Below are 17,886 nucleotides of genomic sequence, written 5' to 3'. Positions count from 1 at the left end.
GCGATACGTCCATGGTCGCCCGGCCGTACGCGGGCAGCGAGCCGGACGGTGGCGCCCCAGCGGACGTCGGCGCCGGTGCCGACGGATGCGACGCACCGCATGCCCGGCCCGGCGTTCACAGGGTCAGTTCTGTCCTGGCCGCGGACGCGGGAGCGAGGTCGTGGCGGATGTACCACTCGGTGGCCAGCAAACGCCTCTGCTCGACGGGCGGGAGTACGGCGATGCGACCTGGCAGGGCGCCTCGCGCCACCTCGGAGCGGTGGGCCAGCACGGCGGCGACCTTCCGCTCGAACCACGGACCCACGTCCACGGCGGCGCCGATCCACCCGTCCGGCACGCTGAACATCTCCCTGCCCTGCCGCATGAGCCCCGCTCCCAGCGCCCGAGCCGCCGAGTGCGGGTGGGTGGCGAGGTAGAGGGCGCTCGGCCGCCAAGGGGCGCCGGCGTCCGGACAGAGCCGTTCCAGAGCGGCGGCCTGCACCGCCAGAGAGGTCACCCTGTGCGTATGGCGATGGTCCGGATGACCCGTCGGCCCGCCGTACGCGTCATGGGTGATGACCACGTCCGGGCGGAACTCCCGGATGTGTGCGACCACATGCCGCACCGACTCGTCCAACGGCGCATCGCAGAACCGGACATGCCCTGGGGCCGACTGTGGAGCACGGGCATCGGCGTAGCCGAGGAGCCGCGGCTCGCCGGCACCGAGAATCCGGAGCGCGTCGGACAACTCCGCGGCACGTGGGGTGTCCTGCGCCCAGGTCGCCGTGACGACCGCCGTCCGCGCCCCCATGGCGGCGTGACGCGCCAGCACGCCCCCGGCCGAGAGAGACTCGTCGTCAGGATGCGCGAACACCCCGAGCAGGCTCGGAACCGCCATGTCTCTGCCACCCTCCGGCACGGGGACGCGGAATCACGGACCTGCTCAGGCTAGGGGACCGCTCACGCGACGACCTACTCGCTTGGCCGTGACCCGTCCGCGGCGGATCATGTGGGGATGACTGACGACGTGATTCCCGCGGCGCCGATCGTCGAGCGGCTGGCGCGGTACGAGAGAGCCGATCAGGACGAGATCCTCGGTGACGGCGCCGACCCCTTCGGTGTCGCGGACGCCGGGTTGACGTGGCTGCCCAAGGAAGAGCACTTCGGTATCAGGCTGGACGGCCGCCTCGTGGCTCACACCGGACTGCTGAGGATCCCTCTGTCCATCGGGGGAACACGCCGGGACGTGATGGGCGTCGGGGGCGTGGCCGTCGCGCCCGACCTGCGGGGGCGGGGACTGGCCCGGCTCGTCGTGACGGCGGCGGTGGACCACGCGCGGACCCTGGGCCCGGATCATGGGCTTCTCTTCTGCCGGCCGCCCCTGGTCCCCCTGTACGAGCGGCTCGGCTGGCACGAGGTGAAGGAAAAGGTGTACGTCGAACAGCCCGCGGGGCCTGTGGTCATGCCCCTGCGGACCATGTGCACGCCTCTCAAGGAGGGGGAGCCCTGGCCGAGCGGGGAGGTGCGCCTGCTGTCGCTGCCGATGTGACGGAGCGCGCGGCCCGTCGGAGCGTGAGTCAGCGGCCCGGCCACGGTCAGAAGAATCCGAAGGACCGGTCCCACCAAGGGGGGCGTCGAACATGCGACGGCAGCCGCGTGGGCCCGTCGTAGTCGAGCGCGAGCACTTCTTCGGGCACCACCACGTACTCCAGGTCGTTCAACGCCCGGACCACCCTGGTGAGGTCCCCGGCGTCCAGGTCCCCTTGGTCCCGGGCGTCGTCCGTGCCGAAGCAGGCGCCCGGGTTCTCTGCCGTCACCAGGGCCGGCGACCCGAACTTGCTACGGTCCTTCGGCAGCTCCTCGCAGCCATTTCTCGAGGACGCCGTAGTCCGCGTCGACGAGGCCCCGACGGTGGTCGACGCGGTGGAGCAGGGCGCGGCCGGGATGGTGGGCCGACACCCAGGCTCGATCGGTGTCGCCGATCTCGTCGTCGACCCACGCGAACGGACGCCCCGCGGCCAGGTCGACGAGGATGCGGGTCTTCCAGTGCAGCCCGATCCGTGCGTCCCGCTCGTCGAGGTCGGACGGCTCCGGCCAGTCGACGACGGGCAGCCGGGGCAGTCCCAGCCGTGGTGCGAGGCACTCGTTCGCCTCGTCCCGCCAGGTCGTGGCCCAGACCAGGTCGCACGGCAGCGCGGCCAACCGGGCACCGTGGCGGGGATCGAGCCTCGCCAGCAGCGGATGCGTCGCCGCGCCCTCGGAGTCGCGGTCCATTGGGTACGTGGCGTACTCGTCCGAGGCCCCGCCGAAGGGGATCAGTGGCCCGTCGACGTCGAGGAAGAGCAGTGCGCGCTGCCCGGAACCGGTCACCGCCGCACGATAGCCGCTCCCGGAGTCCCGGCACGCAGGCCCCGGCCCGGAAGTCCCGGCACAGGGCCGCGGGACCTCCGGGCGGCGTACGCGGCGGGTCAGGCCAGGTGGTCGGCGACGAGGACGGCGAAGTCCTCGGGGGTGGAGAGCCGTATGCCGAGCTGTTCGGCCTTCGCGCGCTTGGAGCCCGCGTTCTCCCCCGCGACGACGAGACTGGTCTTCTTGGAGACACTGGACGACGACCGGCCACCGGCACGCTCGATGAGTTCGTTCATCTCGTTGCGGGTGAGCTTCTCCAGCGGACCGGTCATCGCGCCGGTCACCACCACGGCCATGCCGGCCAGCGGACCACCCTCCCCGGTGCCCACGGCGACGGCCTCGTCGGGCGCGTCCGTGGGGGCGGGCGCGGTGGCACCGGGCTCGGTCATGTTGACCCCGGCCGCGGCGAGCTTGTCGAGGAGAGGGGCGAGCCCGGCGAGCTCGGCGACGATCGACGGGGCCTTCTCGGCACCGATGCCCTCCACCCGCTGCATCGCCTCGACATCGGCGGCGCGGACAAGGTCCATGGTGGCGAAGTGCCGGGCGATGCGCCGCGACATGGACCGCCCGGTGCCGCGGACACCCAGCGCGCAGAGCACCCTGGACAACGGCTGTCCCTTCGCCTTCTCGATCGCGGCGAGCAGATTGTCGGTGCTCGTCTCGCCCATCCGTTCCAGGCCGAGCAGCTGCTCCCGGGTCAGGGCGAAGAGGTCGCCGAGGTCGGTGACCAGACCGGCCGCGACGAGCTGGACGACCCGGGTGCCGCCGAGCCCCTCGATGTCGAGCTGGTCGCGGCCCGCCGCGTACGAGAGGGAGGCCACCAGGTGGCAGTCGCGTCCGCGTTCGCAGCGCCAGCGTTCCTCGCCGGTGTCGATCGCCGACCCGCAGCGCGGGCACTCCTCGGGGAACACGATGGGCTGTTCGTCCCCGGTGCGCAGATGCGCCACGGGGGCCTCGATGCGGGGGATGACATCACCTGCGCGGTGGACCATCACATGGTCGCCGAGCCGCAGGTCGCGGCGGGTGATGTCGGCCGGGTTGTGGAGGGTCGCGTACGTGATCGTGGAGCCCTCGATCCGCACCGGCTCCAGCACGGCGCGCGGGGCGATGATGCCGGTCCGCCCGACGTTCCACTCCACCGCCAGCAGGCGGGTGATCTTCTCCACGGCCGGCAGCTTGTAGGCGACGGCCCAGCGCGGCGCCCGTGAACCCGCTCCGGCGGCCCGTTGGTCGGCCGCCAGGTCGGCCTTGACGACGATCCCGTCGATCCCGAAGGGCAGCTCGGCGCGCAGCCCGGCGATCTCCGTCACCCGCTCCAGGACCTGCTCCGCCGTGTCGACGGCCGTGCCCGGCACGGCCGTTCGCGCCGTGGTGTGCACGCCGAGCTCGGCGGCCAGGGCCATCAGATCGCTGTGCGCCAGCTTGTTCAGCCGCCCGGAGAGTTCGGAGTCGGTGTCGGGCAGGGCCAGCAGGCCGTAGCCGAAGAAGGCCATCGGCACCGTGTAGGCGCGCTCCTTCGCCCGCAGGGTGCCGGCGGCCGCATTGCGCGGGTTGGCGAACGGCTGCCCGCCGTGCGCGGTGCGCACCTCGTTCGCGTGCTCGAACTGTGCGGTCGTCATGAGGACTTCGCCCCGCACCTCCACGCTGACCGGCTCGGCCAGCTCCCGCGGCAGGCCCTCGATGGTGCCGATCGCGTGCGAGACGTCCTCCCCGGCCGTCCCGTCGCCCCGGGTGATCAGCCGAGTGAGCCGGCCGCCGGTGTAGCGCGCGGCGATCGCGAGACCGTCCAGCTTCGCCTCGACGCTGAAGCGGGTGACGTCATGGCCGATGCGCCGGGCAAGGGACGCCGTCCACGAGGTGAACTCCTCGGCGGAGAACACGTTGTCCAGGCTGAGCATCGCCACGGTGTGCGGGACGTCGCCCTCGACGGATCCGCCGGCGACCTTCCCCGTCGGCGAGTCGGGCAGCACCGCGTCGGGGTGCTCGGACTCCCACTCGGCTATGGCGCGCACCAGACGGTCGTAGGTGTCGTCGTCGATCGGCGAAGTGCCACCCTCGTAGTAGGCGTTCGCCGCCCGTACGGCGTCCTCGACCGCCTGGGCGTAGGCGACGGCGTCCACGATCACTGCTGCAGCTGTAGTCATGACGGGCATCTTGCCGTCCACCACTGACAATGCCCCCTCACGCATGTCGCCGGAAGGCCTTCGCCCGTCTCGTGGGCGGGCTCCGCGACGGGCCGGGTGGGGCGGTACAGCCGCCCTTCACTGTCAGTGGTGCTCTGTACGTTTCGGTCATGACGGCAAGGTCCGGCACGAAGCGGTCGCGTGCTCACGGTCTCGCGGTCCGGCTGCCCTTCTCGTCCTTCTCCGCCGCCGCCTCCTTCTTCGCCTCCGCCCCCTTCGGCGCCTCCCCCTCCAGGTCCTGCTCCGCCTCCTTCACCTCGCACACGTCATCGCGCGCCCCGTCGGAGAGAACCGGGCGGTGGCTGCTGGCCGCGATCTTGGCCACCATCTCGGCGAGTTGTCTGCAGGCTCGCGCGATCTCCAACTGGGTCTGGTTGCGCTCGCTGACGGCCGCGCTCAGCAGGAGTGCGGTCAGCGAAGCGGAACCGTTGAACGCCTGCAGGGTGATCATGCTGGTGAGCAGGTCGCGACCCGCGAAAGGGCCCGTTCCCTGCACGGCGCCGACGATGGCGAACGTCGATACGGCGAGTGCGCAGGGTGCGGCCCCGGCCAGCTGGAAGCGGAAGGCCGCCCAGATCAGCAGGGGGAAGCCGAGGAAGAGCAGTGGCGTGTCGCTCCTCTGGAGGTATCCGACCGCGACGGTGGCCGCCACCAGCAACAGCGCCTCCACCCAGCGCGCCGGAGCGATGCCCTTCGGCGGACGCACCGAGGGAAGCAGCAGAAGGAACGGAGTGACCAGCAGGACGCCCATCGCGTCCCCGGTCCACCACACCGACCACGTCGGCCAGAAGTCGCCGGGGTTGAGCACACCGGCGGCGACCAGCGTGCCGCTGCCGATGGTCGAGCTGACCAGCATGCCGACGAACGCTCCGAGGAAGATCAGGGCGAGTGCGTCCCGCAATCGGTCGATCTCGTTGTGGAACCCCGTCCGGCAAAGCAGCAGATACGAGCACACGGGTGCCAGCGTGTTCCCGGCGGTGATCGCGAGGACGGCCGGGATCGACGGGCCGAGCGAGAAGTTGGCCAGGAAGGCACCGAGCGTGATTCCTGGCCAGACGAGGGGGCCGCGCAGGAGCAGGCTCGCCAGCGCGATACCGGTGGGCGGCCAGAGCGGTGTGACCTGGCTGCGTACGAGCTGCTGGGCCAGTCCGAGCCGGGCCGAGCCGTAGTACAGCGCGGCGACGACGCAGATTTCCAGGGCGAACACCCCGCCACGCCGGAGCCGTTCATGCGGCGCGACAGCCATCGGGCGACCTCCGCATCGACACCGCCCCGAGATCCATCATCCGTCGGATCTCCCGGATCCTCCACGGCACCGTCGGGCCGACCGTGCGATCTCCCAGAGCCTTCGCGGCACCGTCGGGCCGACGCCGGGCTCTGGGCGGATGACCGGGTCAGACGTGCGGGGTGCGCAGCGCGAGGATGGCCATGTCGTCATGGCCGTCACTGGGGTGGTGATCGGCCAGTGCCTGCACGAAGTCGTCCAGGGGAAGACTGCTGTACCTCGCCGCGAGGCAGGCGAGCCTGTCGAGGCTCTCGTCGATGGGCCGTGCCGGATCTTCGATGAGTCCGTCGGTGAAGAACACCACGGTGGCGTCCGGCGGCACGTAGCGGGAGTGGTCGGGGCGCGGCTGGTCGGGGTCGACGCCCAGCGGCAGTCCGGGCTCGGCGAACAGGTATTCCGCGTGGTGCTGGGGGCTGATCACCAGTGGTGGCACATGGCCCGCCGTGCTCCAGTGCAGACGCCACCCCGGCCCCTCCGGTTCGAGCCGCGCCAGAGTGATGGTGGTGACGGGATTGCTGGTGACGGCCTGCAGGGTGCGGTCGAGCTGGGAGAGGACAGCGCCGGGCGGGTTCAGCCGGTCGAACAGGAGGGCGCGCAGCATGTTGCGGGTGGAGGCCATGGAGGCGGCGGCATGCAGATCGTGGCCGATCACGTCACCGATGACGATCGCCACCACGTGGTCGGGCAGCAGCACGGCGTCGTACCAGTCCCCGCCGAGCTGGCTCGGTTCCGTGGCGGGCCGGTAGATGGCGGCGGCCGAGAAGGGCTGCAGATCGGGCAGCCTCGGCAGCAGGAGCCGCTGGAACTGCTCGGCCCCGACACGCACCCGTTCGAACAGCCGGACGTTGTCGATCGCGATGCCCGCGGCGCTCGCCAGCGCGATGACGATGTTCTCGTCGTGCACGTCGAAGGGCCGGCCGTCGCTCCTCTCCGACAGGTAGAGGTCACCGTAGATCTGGCCGCGCACGCTGATGGCGACGCCGAGCAGGGTGCGCAGGTGCGGGTGGCCGACCGGGAACCCCGAGGAGGACGGATGGGCCGAGATGTCGTCGACCCGCAGCGGCTCGGGGTGGTGGATCAGATGTCCGAGGACACCCAGCCCCCGGGGCATCCCGGTTTCGGCCAGATCGGTTCGTTCCTGCTCGGACAGTCCCACCGAGATGAACTGCTCCAGGTGCTCCCCGGACTCGCTGAGGACGCCCAGCGCACCGTAGCGGGCGCCCACCAGGTCCATGGCGGTGCTGACGATGCGGTGCAGCACCGCGGACAGTTCCACCTCCCTGCTGATGGCCACCACCGCGTCCAGCAGCCCCTGCAGCCGGTCCATGGCGTCCAGCAGGGCCCGCAACTGCTCGTCGATCCGGCTCACCTCGGCGCGCAGACGCACATTCAGGTCCGGCAGGTGCGGCTGCCTCGGGTGGCTCCCCTCGTGTCCGGCCATCACGAGCGCCTGGCGGCCTGATGTCGGGACCGGTGCGTCCTCGGGTGGCAGCGGCCCGTCGCGGTGGAGGTGGACGGAGTGCCGTCGCTCGCCGCGCCGGCCCCGTGCGGCCGAGTGGGGGCACCGGATGCGGTCGGGTCGCCGGACAGAAGGGCTGTCCCGGTGTTCGTCCGCCGGTCCGGGCGGGGCGCAGGTGATGTGGGCATCGACACGGCCGGGCCCGTGCGCCGGTCGCGACGGCGCCGCTCGTGCAGGCCCTCACCTGAGCGGTACACACCGGCCTCCTGACACGACCCTGATCAATCGGGACCACAGCCTGGCACGGCCGAACAGGGCACATGGTCATTGCTCCAACAGCAGCATGCCACTTCCGACGTTGCCTGACTTCCCGGACTGATCCACCCTCGTCCCGTCGCCCCTCGCCCCGACGGCAGGGACTTCCTTCCGGCTGCCCGCGGCGGCGGGGCACATCGCGGGGGCGGGGACCGGGGCGGCGGCGCGGTCGTCCCTGCACCCGCCCGACGCCGTCAGGTCTCGTATTCGTCGGGGAGGCGCATCGCGGGACCCCCGACGTGCAGGCCGAGCGGGATCGCGCGCCCCTTCGGCTCCTCCCACGGCTCCTGGCGGCCGAGCACGGTGAGGTCCAGGTAGTTGTTGCCGTTGTGGAACTCCTCGATCCCGCGGCCGAACGCGGAGTACGTGTGGAAGACCTCGTCGCCGACCCGGAGGAACGTGCTGATGCCCGGCCAGTCGCCGCGCATCTCCTCGTTCCACGGCCTGCCCGCTTGGGCGAGCTCGTCCTCGGTGCGGAAGCCGAGCAGGACCGGAGCGACCCGGTCGTCGACGGTGGCGTGGAAGTCGTAGTTGAACGCGCTGCCCTCCGAGGAGTACCACGGGAACGTCCAGCCCATACGGTCGCGGAACGCGGCGATCGTGTCGTACGGCGCCCGGGACACCGCGGCCAGGCTGGTGCTGCGCACATGCAGTTGCCGGAGGTCGGCGGGGATCTGGTCGGCGGCGGAGGAGCAGCTGGAGCACCCGTAGTCACGGGGGTGCTCGCGACCGTCGGCATCGATGTCGAACAGCCACATGAAGTGGTGCACGACGAGCTGCGGCCGCCCTTCGAAAAGGTCGAGCAGGCCGACCGTCCCGTCCGGGCCATGGAACGTGTACGGCCTGTCGACCCGGACCATCGGCAGCCGCCGTCGGTCGGCGTTGACCCGGTCGCGTGCCCGGGTGAGCTCCTTCTCTTTCGTCAGCAGCTCTCTGCGGGCGGTCAGCCACTCCTCGCGCGACACCACCGGCGGCAGGTCTCCCATGCCCATGGTCGTCATCCCGGCTCTCCCAACTGCGGCCCTCACGACTCTGCCGCTCTTCATGCTGGCCCGTCCCGCCCTCGCGCACCACCGGGTGCCCCACGGCCCGCGCCGAAGCACCGTGAGCCCCCCGACCGCCGTACTCGACCGCCCTCTCGCGCAGGTCCGCGGCGAACTGCTCTTGCGAGGCCAGTGGTTCAGCGGCGTCTCGGTCACGGGCGCGGCGGTGCCCGCCGACCGTGCCCGGAATCCCGCTCGCATACGGCCGCCGGTCGGCACCGAGCAGGGTGTGCGTCCGCACAGGGCCCTCGCGCCGACCGGAGGCGGTCTCGTCGGTGCCGGTGCCGGTGCCGATGTGCGAGCCGGGGCCGAGGCCGGTGCTCACGCCGCGTCGTGGAAGACGAGGCCGAGCGTGTGACGACAGCCCGTGCGCACCGTGCTCACACCGTGTCGCATCGGTGCGTTGGACCAGCCCCGCTTCCCGGCCACCGGCCGGTCCCGGGTGGTGAACACCAGGCCGTGGCCCTGCGGCAGGGTGGCGGAGTAGCCACGTGACTGTGCGCGGGCCCGCTGCTCGGTCATGAGGAACTCGCCGCCGGTGTAGTCGGTGCCGGGGGCGTTCAGGCCGATGACGACCTGGAGCGGGAAGAGCATGTCGCCGAAGACGTCGCGGTGCAGGGCGTTCCAGTCGCCGGGGCCGTAACGCAGCAGGATCTGCGCGGACTTGGCCTGCCCGGCCCGATGGCACAGCGCGAGCCACTCCTCCAGTGTGTCGGGCCAGCGGGCGGGCTGTCCCAGCCTGGCGGCCCAGTCCCGGGCGACGGGAAGGAGCCTGGGGTAGAACGCCTCGCGCAGCTCGCCGACCAGGTGCGGCAGGTCGTGGGTGAAGTAGCGGTACTGGCCGGAGCCGAAGCGGTGGCGGGCCATGTCGACGGTCGTACGGAAACGGTCGGGCTCGTCGTACAGGGCCGCGATCTCGCGGCACTGGGCGGGGGTGAGGATCGGGCCGGTCGGTGCGTGGCCGTGCGCGTCGAGCTCGTCGGCCATGGCTGCCCGATCGGCGCGGGCGACCCGGTCGGAGACCGGGGTGTCGGTCCAGGCGGCGGTCTGGGTGGTCGTGCTCACGGTGAGGATTCCTTGGATCGCAGGACGTGCCCCGGACGCATGCGGTACGTGTGCGGGTCCGGCAGCGTTCTGTATCCACCTTGGCCGTCCCTCGGGCCGGATGCCGGCGGGATCCGGACGTCATGCTGCGGGGCTGCTGCGCGGGCCTACGAGGGGACGGAACGCGATCAGCCGCTCGCGGAGCACCGGCGGAGCGAGCGGAGGGGGGTCGCCACGAGACGCCTTGCCGTAGCGACCCCCTCCGCGTCACTCCCGCCGGGCCCCGCGGACGCCCTCGGCGTCACGTGCCCGGGACCGGCGCGTCCCGCCTCGCGCTCCCGGCCGTGTGACGCGCCGTGATCGCGCTGGGGCTCAGTAGGCTGGTGCGCCGAGCAAAGGAGCATTGCGCATGAGTTATCGCCTGAAGGCGATCAGCCGGGACGAGCACTTGGGCTTCGTCTCGGCCCGTTCCTCGGTGAGTCATATGCAGGTTCCCTCGTGGGGGGACGTGAAGCCGGACTGGCGGGCCGAGAGCCTGGGCTGGTTCGACGAGCACGACCGGCTCGTCGGGACCGGACTGGTGCTGATGCGCCCGTTGCCCAGACTGAAGCGGTACCTCGCCTATCTGCCCGAGGGCCCGGTGCTCGACTGGGCGGCCCCGGATCTGGAGCGTCTGCTGGAGCCGATGCTCGCGTATCTGAAGGACCAGGGCGCGTTCTCGGTGAAGATGGGCCCGCCGGTCGTCGCCAGGCGCTGGAGCGCCGACGCGGTCAAGGACGCGATCGCCGACCCGCAGGCCCGGTGGCTGCGGGAGGTGGAGGCCACCGCGCACGAGCCCGGAGCCTCGGACATCGCGGACCGGCTGCGGCGGATGGGCTGGCAGCAGACGGAACCAGGGGGCGAGGACGGCTTCGCCGCGGGGCAGCCGCGCTACGTGTTCCAGGTGCCCTTCGCCGGACGGTCTCTCGAGGAGATCCGGCAGGGCCTCAACCAGCAGTGGCGGCGCAACATCAAGAAGGCGGAGAAGGCCGGCGTCAAGGTCGTCCAGGGAGGTTACGACGACCTGCCCGTCTTCTACGACCTCTACGTGGAGACGGCCGAACGGGACCGGTTCATCCCCCGCCCCCTGGCCTACTTCCAGCGGATGTGGACCGCCCTGACGTCGGAGGACCCCGACCGTATGCGCCTCTACCTCGCCCATCACGACGGCGAGGTGCTCGCGGCAGCCACGATGCTCACCGTCGGCGATCACGTCTGGTACTCCTACGGCGCCTCGACCAGCCGCAGGCGCGAGGTCCAGCCGAACAACGCCGTCCAGTGGCGGATGATGTCCGACGCCCACGAACTCGGAGCCCGGATCTACGACTTCCGCGGCATCACCGACACCCTGGACGAGGGCAACCACCTGCTCGGCCTGCTCCGGTTCAAGGCCGGCACGGGCGGCGAGGCGGTCGAGTACCTCGGCGAGTGGGACTACCCGCTCAACAAGGTCCTCCACAAGGCCCTCAACCTCTACATGTCCAGGCGCTGAGGGCCAGTAGCCATCCCGGCGCCGGGCACGAGCGCCACATCACGGACCGAGGCGGTGGGACGCGCTCCTGCAGTGGGCGGTCCCGCGGGGCCAAGTGGCCGCTCCCGCCTCGCTTTCGAGGGATCCCCCGGCCGGTCGGCGCGTGCCTGACCAGAGCGGTCCACAGGATCACAGGTGGCCTGGCATCATCGCAGACACCGTCGCCCGCCGGGGGGAGTTCGCCGTGCACATCCTGCTCATCGCCAGTGGCTTCAACAGCCTCACCCAACGGGTCCACGCCGAACTGCGGGACCGCGGTCACACGGTCCCCGTGGAACTCGCCCTCCCGGGCTGCTCCTTGTCGGAGGCCGTCCACCGGCACGCGCCCCGGCTCGTCATCGCCCCGATGCTCAGAACGGCCATCCCGCGCGAAGTGTGGGCCTCCCACCCCTGCTTCGTCGTCCACCCGGGTCCACTCGGCGACAGGGGGCCGTCCTCCCTCGACTGGGCCATCCAAGAGGGCGTGACGGAATGGGGTGTGACGGTCCTTCAGGCCGTGGACGAGATGGACGCCGGTGACGTCTGGGCGACCGCGGCCTGCACGCTGTCACCGTTGGCCAAGAGCGACCTGTATCGCAACGAGATCGCCGACGCCGCCCTCTCCGCCGTCCTGCTGGCCGTGGAACGCTTCGCCTCGGGCTCCCACACGCCCCTGTCGCAGAGCACCGCCCGCACCCGCCCGTACCTCGACCAGAGCGCCCGGCGGATCGACTGGCACGAGGACGACACGCCGACCGTCCTGCGCAAGCTACGTGCCGCGGACTCCCAACCCGGTGTCCTGGACGTCCTGTTCGGCGAGGAGTGGTACCTGCACGGTGGCCACCCCGAGGACACCCTGCGCGGTGTCCCCGGCGCGCCGCTCGCCACCCGGAACGGTGCGCTCTGCCGGGCGACGAAGGACGGCGCGGTGTGGATCCCCGAGCTGCGGCGGCGGCGCGTGCCCGGGCAGCCGCCCACCTTCAAGCTTCCGGCCGTCGTGGCGCTCGGCTCCCGGCTGCCCCCGCTGCCCGAACTCGGCGCACCGCTGTCCCCGGCGGACGGCCGGCGCACCTGGTCGGACATCGAGTACCGCGAGGAGGACGGCGTCGGCCACCTGTCGTTCTCCTTCCCGGGCGGAGCCATGAGCACCTCCCAGTGCCGTCGGCTCCTGGACGCGTACGAGGAGGTGCGCGCCCGCCCCACCTCCGTGCTGGTCCTCGGCGGGCGGCGGGACCTCTTCTCCAACGGCATCCATCTCAACGCCATCGAAGCCGCCGGCGACCCTGCCGCGGAGTCCTGGGCCAACATCAACGCCATCGACGACGTGGTCGAGGCGGTGATGACCACCGACGACAAGCTCGTCGTCGCCGCGGTCCCGGGCAACGCGGCGGCGGGCGGCGTGATGCTCGCCCTGGCCGCCGACGAGGTGTGGTGCCGCGAGGGCGCGGTGCTGAACCCGCACTACCGTCTGATGGGCCTGTACGGCTCGGAGTACTGGACGTGCACACTGCCTCGCCGGGTGGGAGCCGCCACCGCGGCACGGCTCATGCACGAGGCCTTCCCGGTCAGCGCCACCAGCGCCTTGCGCCTCGGCCTCGTCGACCGTGTCGTGGAGTGCGGTGCGGACGCCTTCGCCGCCGAGGTCCGTCTCCTGGCGGCCCGGCTGGCCGCGGCACCGGCGACGCGCGCCCGGATCGAGAGGAAGAAGACAGAGCAGGCGAGCACCGGGCCGCTGGAGGTCTTCCGGGAACGGGAGCTGGCCCGGATGCGCCGGACCTTCGACGACCCGGACAGCTCGTACCACGCGCTGCGGCGCGCCTTCGTCCGCAAGGAGAAGCCGTCCCGTACGCCGCTCCATCTGACCGGCCTGGCGGCCGTCCCGGCGGCGGAAGACATCGTGTGAGGGTGCTTTGGCCGGGCCCGCGTCAGGTAGGCGGGCCCGTGGTTCCAGTAGGCCCGAGTCGTATCTCGGTGTCACGACACTGGTTCTCGTGACTTGACACGGCCGGGCCGGGGCAGGGGACCGGCGCTCCGGCGGAACAGCCGTACCGGCGTGCCGACTGCCCTGGCCCCGGCGCGGTCCGGAGAGGACCATGGGAGGTGAGCAAGGGAGGCCACCATGAAGACCGGAGCTTCGGAGTACGACCGCTGGCTGTACTCCCACACGCCCTCCCAGGCCGAGGGCGAGCGCGACGAGCCCGCCGAGCGCGCGAGCGCGGCCATGGAGCGGCACCCGGACGTTCCCAGGACCGAGCCGTCCCAGGCGGAGGGCGAGCGGTCGGACGACCTGGGAGCCCAGTGATCGCAGGCCGGTGGGTCGCCGGACGTGGACGTGACCCGGCCGGCGCTTCGGCGAAGGTGATGTCGGCGAACGGATGAATGACGGGAACGGCGTGCGCGTGTGGACGGCTCGGGCCCGGCCCCGGCCGTCCATGTGCGCGTCCGGCCGACGGCACGCAGCTGATGTCCGGGATCCGTGATCAGCAGGGTCCGCGCAGGTGTGCGCTGCGGCCCCGGTGCCGCCCGGATGCGACCGTGTCTGCCCGTCGGCATGATGAGGAAAGCGGTGTGCCCGCCCGCTCGCTCGTGACAAGCGATGGGAGCCGTTCCATGGGACAGGTGGCGGAGACGAAGGCACCGCCGAAGAAATCCGTCAGCGCCGGAGGCGTCTTCCTCGGGTTCGCTCCCTGGATCATCTTCACGATCGTGGCCGGCCCCAGCACCTGGGAGTACGCGGCGCTGGCCGCGCTCGCCGCGTCGCTCGTGCTCTCCGGGCGGGACATCCTGCAGGGCCACCTGAACCTGCTCGACATGACCGGCATCGTGTTCTTCGCCGTGGTCTCCGTCCTCGCCCTGGCCCTGGACCACCACGAGCTGATCTGGCTGGAGACCTACGCGCAGGTGCTCGCCAACGCGGTCGTGGCCCTCGTGGCACTGGGCTCGCTGTTCTTCGATCCGTTCACCGCGCAGTACGCGCGGCGGTCGACACCGCCCAGTGTCTGGGACTCGCCGGTCTTCAAACACATCAACATGGTCCTGACCGCGGTGTGGGGCGGTGTCTTCGTCGTCATCGCCGTGCTGGGCCTGCTCGCGATCCTGATGCCGTCCCTGGACGACTGGTTCAACTGGGTCGTCCCGATCGTCCTGCTGGCGTGCACGGTCACGTTCACGGAGCGCTACCCGGAGTCGTACAAGGCCAAGGCCCTGGCCTAGGGGGCTTCAGAACGCGGCTCCTCGTCGGGGGTGAGGTACTGCTCGGCCCAGACCGTCTTTCCGGTGGGCGTGTGGCGGGTGCCCCAGCGCTGAGCGAGCTGTCCGACGAGCAGCAGGCCCCGGCCGCCCTCGTCGAAGGTACGGGCCCGGCGCATGTGCGGTGCGGTGCTGCTCGAGTCGAACACCTCGCAGATCAGGGTGCTGTTCTGGTGGATGAGGCGGAGCTGGGCGGGCGGGCGGCCGTAGCGGATGGCGTTCGTGACCAGTTCGCTGACGACGAGTTCGGTGATGAAGGCGGCGTCGTCCAGGCCCCAGGCGGCGAGCTGCTCGGTGGCGTGCTGGCGGGCCTGCGCGACGACCGCCGGATCGAAGGCGAGGTCCCAGGCGGCGACGTGGTCGGTCTGCAGGGCGCGGGTGCGGGCGATGAGCAGGGCGATGTCGTCGTCGGGGCGGTGCGACACCATCGAGGTCAGCACCCGGTCGCAGACCGTGTCGAGGCTCTGGGCGGGGCGGGCGAGGGCGGCGAACATGGTGTCGAGGGCTTCGTCGATGTCGTGCTCGCGGGTTTCGAGGAGTCCGTCGGTGTAGAGGACGAGGAGGCTGCCCTCGGGCAGCTCCGTCTCGAAGGCCTCGAAGGGCAGCCCGCCGAGGCCGAGCGGTGGGCCGGCGGGGACGTCGAGGAAGCGGACGGCGTGGTCGGGGGTGACCACGGCGGGCGGGGGATGACCGGCACGAGCGAGGGTGCACCGGCGGGAGATCGGGTCGTAGACGGCGTAGAGGCAGGTGGTGCCGATGCCTCCGGCGGTCTCGGGCGTCGCGTCGTCCGCGCCGGTCTCCTCGGCGGACAGATGGTTGACGAGGTCGTCGAGGTGGGTCAGGAGCTCGTCGGGCGGCAGGTCGACGTCGGCGAGGGTGCGCACCGCGGTGCGTACGCGGCCCATGGTGGCCGAGGCGCGGATGCCGTGCCCGACGACGTCGCCGACGACCAGGGCCACCCGGGCGCCCGACAGGGGGATGACGTCGAACCAGTCGCCGCCGACGCCGGCCTTGGCGACGGCGGGCAGGTAGCGGGTGGCGATGTCGAGGGCGTGCTGGTCGGGCAGCGTCTGCGGGAGCAGGCTCCGCTGCAGGGTCATGGTGGTGGTGTGGTCGCGCGCCGGACGGCGGGAGTGGTGGATGCTCACGGCGGCCTGGGCGGTGAGCTCCTCGGCGAGCCACAGGTCGTCCTGTTCGAAAGGGGTGGGGTGCTCATGACGGGTGAAGAGGGCGACGCCGAGGGTGGAGCCGTTCGCGCGCAGCGGCACGATCATCAAGGAGTGGATGCCGCCCTCGTGGATCCGGGCGGCCTCGGGGTCGTGTGCGACCCACTCGGCGAGCGCCGGGGACGCCGCGTCGAAGAGGGCGCCGTGGCCCTGGGCCAGGCACTGAGCCACCGGTGACGCCGCCAGGTGCCGGACCTTCGGACCCGAGTCACCGGGAGACGGAGGGCCGCTGTCCGGCGCCGGGCTCACGGCGGCACGGGACAGGGTGAAGTCCCTGACCTGCGGTGCGTGGGACGTGTCGGCGGGCTGGGGGGTCTCGAACAGGTCCACGACGGCGCGGTCGGCGAGGCGGGGGACGACGGCGTCGGCGAGTTCCTGGGCCGTGCGCCGGCTGTCGGGGGTGGTGCCGATGCGCCCGGCGGCGTCGTGCAGCAGCTGCATGCGCTGCCGGGCGGGTTCCTCGTGCGGCATGTCGTGGGCGGCCAGGCACACGGCGCGCACTCGGCCCGAGGGGTCCTTGAGCGGGGTGAGCGAGGCCGGCCAGCCGTGCTCGCTGCTGACACCCGAGTGGTGCAGGAAGGCGTCCATGTGCTGCGGTTCGCCGCTGTCCAGGACCAGCCGCATCTTCGCGTCGGCCTCGTCGCTCGCGGTGTGGGGGGCGAGATCGGACAGCCGCAGACCGCGCATGTCGTCCTCGTTCAGGAGCAGGGCGTGCTCCATGCCGGCGTTGGCCCGTACGAGCCGCAGATCCGTGTCGAAGACGGCGAGGATGCACGGCGTCTGGCGGAAGGTCCACTCCCTCAGGACGTCGCCCTCCTGCGGGGGCTTGCCGACCGGGCGAGGCGGGGGGTGGGGGCGGTCCCGCACGGCGGAGACGACGAGCCAGTCGGCTGCCCTCTCGGTCCGGTGGTGCGCGAGCAGCCGCTGGGTGACCTGGTGCCCGTCGCGGTGCCGCAGCGGCACGGCGCCGTTCCACCGCTCCCGCCCGGCTGTGTCCCGGCGGAGCGCGGCGGCGGTGTCGGCGGCGTCGATCGGGCGGCCCGTGCCGTCGACGTCGTCGGCGAGCAGACGTACGGCGGGCTGTCCGACGATCTGCGAGGCCGTGTAGCCGAGCAGGCGCTCGGCTCCTTCGCTCCATCCGGTCACGATGCCCTGGTCGCTGATGGTCGCCGTGGCGGTGGTGGTCGTGACGGCCGGGTCGGGCAGGGCATTTGCCTGCGTCTGCTCACCGGGAGGGGTGGGAAGTCGCTCCATCGCCGCTCATCTCGCCCTTCGGGAACCTGGACGGCTGGGCCTGGGGCAGGGGCCCTCCTGTCCAGCATGATCCTGGGGAGCGCGGAGCACCAACCCGGCGCTGCCCTCCGGGGCCGTGCGCCCGGTCGCCGCGTCGCCGCCGTCCCCTGCGCCCTCGCGGCGGGCAATCGGGGTGCGCCGTCCCGGCCGTGTCCGGCGGATGGGGCATGGCGGCCGGCGGGTGCCGCTCGTGCACGTGCCGCCGTGGGGGTGCCCGTGGTCGTACGCGTCGGAAATGTGGCCTGTGACACGCCCGTGACAGTCGGCGGACGTGGTGATGACGTCACCGAGTCAGTCTTTTTGAACCAGGGCAAAACGTCCTAATCGGGCATTTGCCCACTGCTTCCGAGGGTGTGGGCAGTGACGACCCATCCGACCCGTCGACAGAAAAGGAAGACCTCATGAGCCCCGCCCTCACCGCCCCGATCTCCACCCCGACCGCCTCGACCACCCCGTTCGCCGAGGCCTCGGCCCCCGGCGCCCAGGCCCCCGCCGCGGCCTCCGAGGCCGACGCCCCCGCGCTGGCCCCGCGCGAACGCGAGACCCTGCGACATATCGCCGCCGGCTGCACCTACCTGCAGGCGGCACGCCAGATGGGACTGTCCAAGCACACGGTCGACGCCTACCTGCGCCGGATCCGCGCCAAGCTCAACATCACCACCACCGCCGAGATGACCCGACTCGCCATCTCCCTCGGCCTGTGACACCCCGCCGTCCGGGTGCCGGTCCGGCCGCGGGCGGGACGAGGCCAGGGCTGTCGTGCCGCGCGTGCCGGAACCGGGCAGGTGACTCAACGCGGTGGCCCAACTGCCTTGCAGGCGACGGATTTTGAGTCAGCGGACGCTTTCTATA

15 protein-coding genes are annotated in these 17,886 nt (G+C 71.8%); 6 read left to right on the top strand and 9 right to left on the bottom strand.

The genetic code is table 11. The features are described from left to right. Positions 1 to 115 precede the first annotated feature (115 nt). Entirely contained in the window at positions 116 to 877 is a 762-nt protein-coding gene (locus ACZ4IF_RS39750; RefSeq protein WP_467572574.1) for a PIG-L deacetylase family protein, read from the bottom strand. A gap of 117 nt (positions 878 to 994) precedes the next feature. Here ACZ4IF_RS39750 and ACZ4IF_RS39745 point away from each other — a divergent pair, with 117 nt between their 5' ends. Further along, positions 995 to 1,528, top strand: a complete 534-nt coding sequence (locus tag ACZ4IF_RS39745) for a GNAT family N-acetyltransferase (RefSeq protein WP_467572571.1) — start codon at positions 995 to 997, stop codon at positions 1,526 to 1,528. A gap of 46 nt (positions 1,529 to 1,574) precedes the next feature. Here the strand turns inward: ACZ4IF_RS39745 and ACZ4IF_RS39740 are convergent, their stop codons facing one another. The 7 genes from ACZ4IF_RS39740 to ACZ4IF_RS39710 form a co-directional block, all read right to left on the bottom strand. Further along, positions 1,575 to 1,796: a hypothetical protein gene (locus tag ACZ4IF_RS39740; protein WP_467572569.1), complete on the bottom strand. Its 222-nt coding sequence runs from the start codon at positions 1,794 to 1,796 to the stop codon at positions 1,575 to 1,577. 22 nt (positions 1,797 to 1,818) lie between these two features. After that, positions 1,819 to 2,349 carry an HAD domain-containing protein gene (locus ACZ4IF_RS39735; RefSeq protein ID WP_467572566.1) on the bottom strand — a complete coding sequence of 177 codons (531 nt, stop codon included), beginning with the start codon at positions 2,347 to 2,349 and terminating at the stop codon, positions 1,819 to 1,821. A 98-nt stretch (positions 2,350 to 2,447) separates the two neighbouring features. Continuing rightward, entirely contained in the window at positions 2,448 to 4,532 is a 2,085-nt protein-coding gene (gene ligA / locus ACZ4IF_RS39730; RefSeq protein ID WP_467572563.1) for an NAD-dependent DNA ligase LigA, read from the bottom strand. Positions 4,533 to 4,716: 184 nt separating this feature from the next. Continuing rightward, the gene (locus tag ACZ4IF_RS39725; RefSeq protein ID WP_467572560.1) at positions 4,717 to 5,817 is read right to left on the bottom strand and encodes an MASE1 domain-containing protein; all 1,101 of its coding nucleotides are present in this window, start codon (positions 5,815 to 5,817) and stop codon (positions 4,717 to 4,719) included. Between the two features lie 148 nt (positions 5,818 to 5,965). Further along, on the bottom strand, positions 5,966 to 7,297 hold the full coding sequence (locus tag ACZ4IF_RS39720; RefSeq protein ID WP_467572555.1) for a PP2C family protein-serine/threonine phosphatase: 1,332 nt from the start codon (positions 7,295 to 7,297) through the stop codon (positions 5,966 to 5,968). A 527-nt stretch (positions 7,298 to 7,824) separates the two neighbouring features. Next, positions 7,825 to 8,631 (bottom strand): DUF899 domain-containing protein, encoded by an 807-nt coding sequence (locus tag ACZ4IF_RS39715; RefSeq protein WP_467572551.1) that lies wholly within the window; start codon positions 8,629 to 8,631, stop codon positions 7,825 to 7,827. Between the two features lie 363 nt (positions 8,632 to 8,994). Further along, entirely contained in the window at positions 8,995 to 9,738 is a 744-nt protein-coding gene (locus ACZ4IF_RS39710; protein ID WP_467572548.1) for a 2OG-Fe(II) oxygenase, read from the bottom strand. A gap of 388 nt (positions 9,739 to 10,126) precedes the next feature. On the opposite strand from ACZ4IF_RS39710, the gene ACZ4IF_RS39705 reads away from it, so the two are divergent. The 4 genes from ACZ4IF_RS39705 (at position 10,127) to ACZ4IF_RS39690 (ending at position 14,479) form a co-directional block, all read left to right on the top strand. Beyond that, a complete protein-coding gene (locus ACZ4IF_RS39705; RefSeq protein WP_467572544.1) occupies positions 10,127 to 11,248 on the top strand; it encodes a lipid II:glycine glycyltransferase FemX in 1,122 nt (373 codons plus the stop codon). Positions 11,249 to 11,471: 223 nt separating this feature from the next. Further along, complete coding sequence (locus ACZ4IF_RS39700; RefSeq protein WP_467572541.1) at positions 11,472 to 13,169, top strand: hydrogenase maturation protein; 1,698 nt, start codon at positions 11,472 to 11,474, stop codon at positions 13,167 to 13,169. Positions 13,170 to 13,385: 216 nt separating this feature from the next. Beyond that, positions 13,386 to 13,568, top strand: coding sequence for a hypothetical protein (locus ACZ4IF_RS39695; protein ID WP_467572538.1), 183 nt, complete (start codon positions 13,386 to 13,388; stop codon positions 13,566 to 13,568). Between the two features lie 308 nt (positions 13,569 to 13,876). Beyond that, positions 13,877 to 14,479, top strand: a complete 603-nt coding sequence (locus tag ACZ4IF_RS39690) for a hypothetical protein (RefSeq protein WP_467572534.1) — start codon at positions 13,877 to 13,879, stop codon at positions 14,477 to 14,479. On the opposite strand, the gene ACZ4IF_RS39685 is transcribed toward ACZ4IF_RS39690, so the two are convergent. Continuing rightward, positions 14,476 to 16,995, bottom strand: coding sequence for a SpoIIE family protein phosphatase (locus tag ACZ4IF_RS39685; RefSeq protein WP_467572531.1), 2,520 nt, complete (start codon positions 16,993 to 16,995; stop codon positions 14,476 to 14,478). The genes ACZ4IF_RS39690 and ACZ4IF_RS39685 overlap by 4 nt on opposite strands. Before the next feature lie 440 nt (positions 16,996 to 17,435). Here ACZ4IF_RS39685 and ACZ4IF_RS39680 point away from each other — a divergent pair, with 440 nt between their 5' ends. Next, complete coding sequence (locus ACZ4IF_RS39680) at positions 17,436 to 17,738, top strand: response regulator transcription factor (RefSeq protein ID WP_467572528.1); 303 nt, start codon at positions 17,436 to 17,438, stop codon at positions 17,736 to 17,738. Positions 17,739 to 17,886: the final 148 nt, after the last annotated feature.

The sequence above is a fragment of the Streptomyces sp. NPDC025784 genome (assembly GCF_055558435.1).
The sequence above is the reverse complement of the archived record's forward strand: the minus strand, read 5'-3'. Positions and strand labels throughout refer to the sequence as shown.

Coding starts and splice junctions, on each gene's coding strand:
- ACZ4IF_RS39750 (WP_467572574.1), bottom strand. CDS start 877: ATGGCGGTTCCGAGCCTGCTCGGGGTGTTCGCGCATCCTGACGACGAG.
- ACZ4IF_RS39745 (WP_467572571.1), top strand. CDS start 995: ATGACTGACGACGTGATTCCCGCGGCGCCGATCGTCGAGCGGCTGGCG.
- ligA (WP_467572563.1), bottom strand. CDS start 4,532: ATGACTACAGCTGCAGCAGTGATCGTGGACGCCGTCGCCTACGCCCAG.
- ACZ4IF_RS39725 (WP_467572560.1), bottom strand. CDS start 5,817: ATGGCTGTCGCGCCGCATGAACGGCTCCGGCGTGGCGGGGTGTTCGCC.
- ACZ4IF_RS39720 (WP_467572555.1), bottom strand. CDS start 7,297: ATGGCCGGACACGAGGGGAGCCACCCGAGGCAGCCGCACCTGCCGGAC.
- ACZ4IF_RS39715 (WP_467572551.1), bottom strand. CDS start 8,631: ATGACGACCATGGGCATGGGAGACCTGCCGCCGGTGGTGTCGCGCGAG.
- ACZ4IF_RS39705 (WP_467572544.1), top strand. CDS start 10,127: ATGAGTTATCGCCTGAAGGCGATCAGCCGGGACGAGCACTTGGGCTTC.
- ACZ4IF_RS39695 (WP_467572538.1), top strand. CDS start 13,386: ATGAAGACCGGAGCTTCGGAGTACGACCGCTGGCTGTACTCCCACACG.
- ACZ4IF_RS39690 (WP_467572534.1), top strand. CDS start 13,877: ATGGGACAGGTGGCGGAGACGAAGGCACCGCCGAAGAAATCCGTCAGC.
- ACZ4IF_RS39685 (WP_467572531.1), bottom strand. CDS start 16,995: ATGGAGCGACTTCCCACCCCTCCCGGTGAGCAGACGCAGGCAAATGCC.
- ACZ4IF_RS39680 (WP_467572528.1), top strand. CDS start 17,436: ATGAGCCCCGCCCTCACCGCCCCGATCTCCACCCCGACCGCCTCGACC.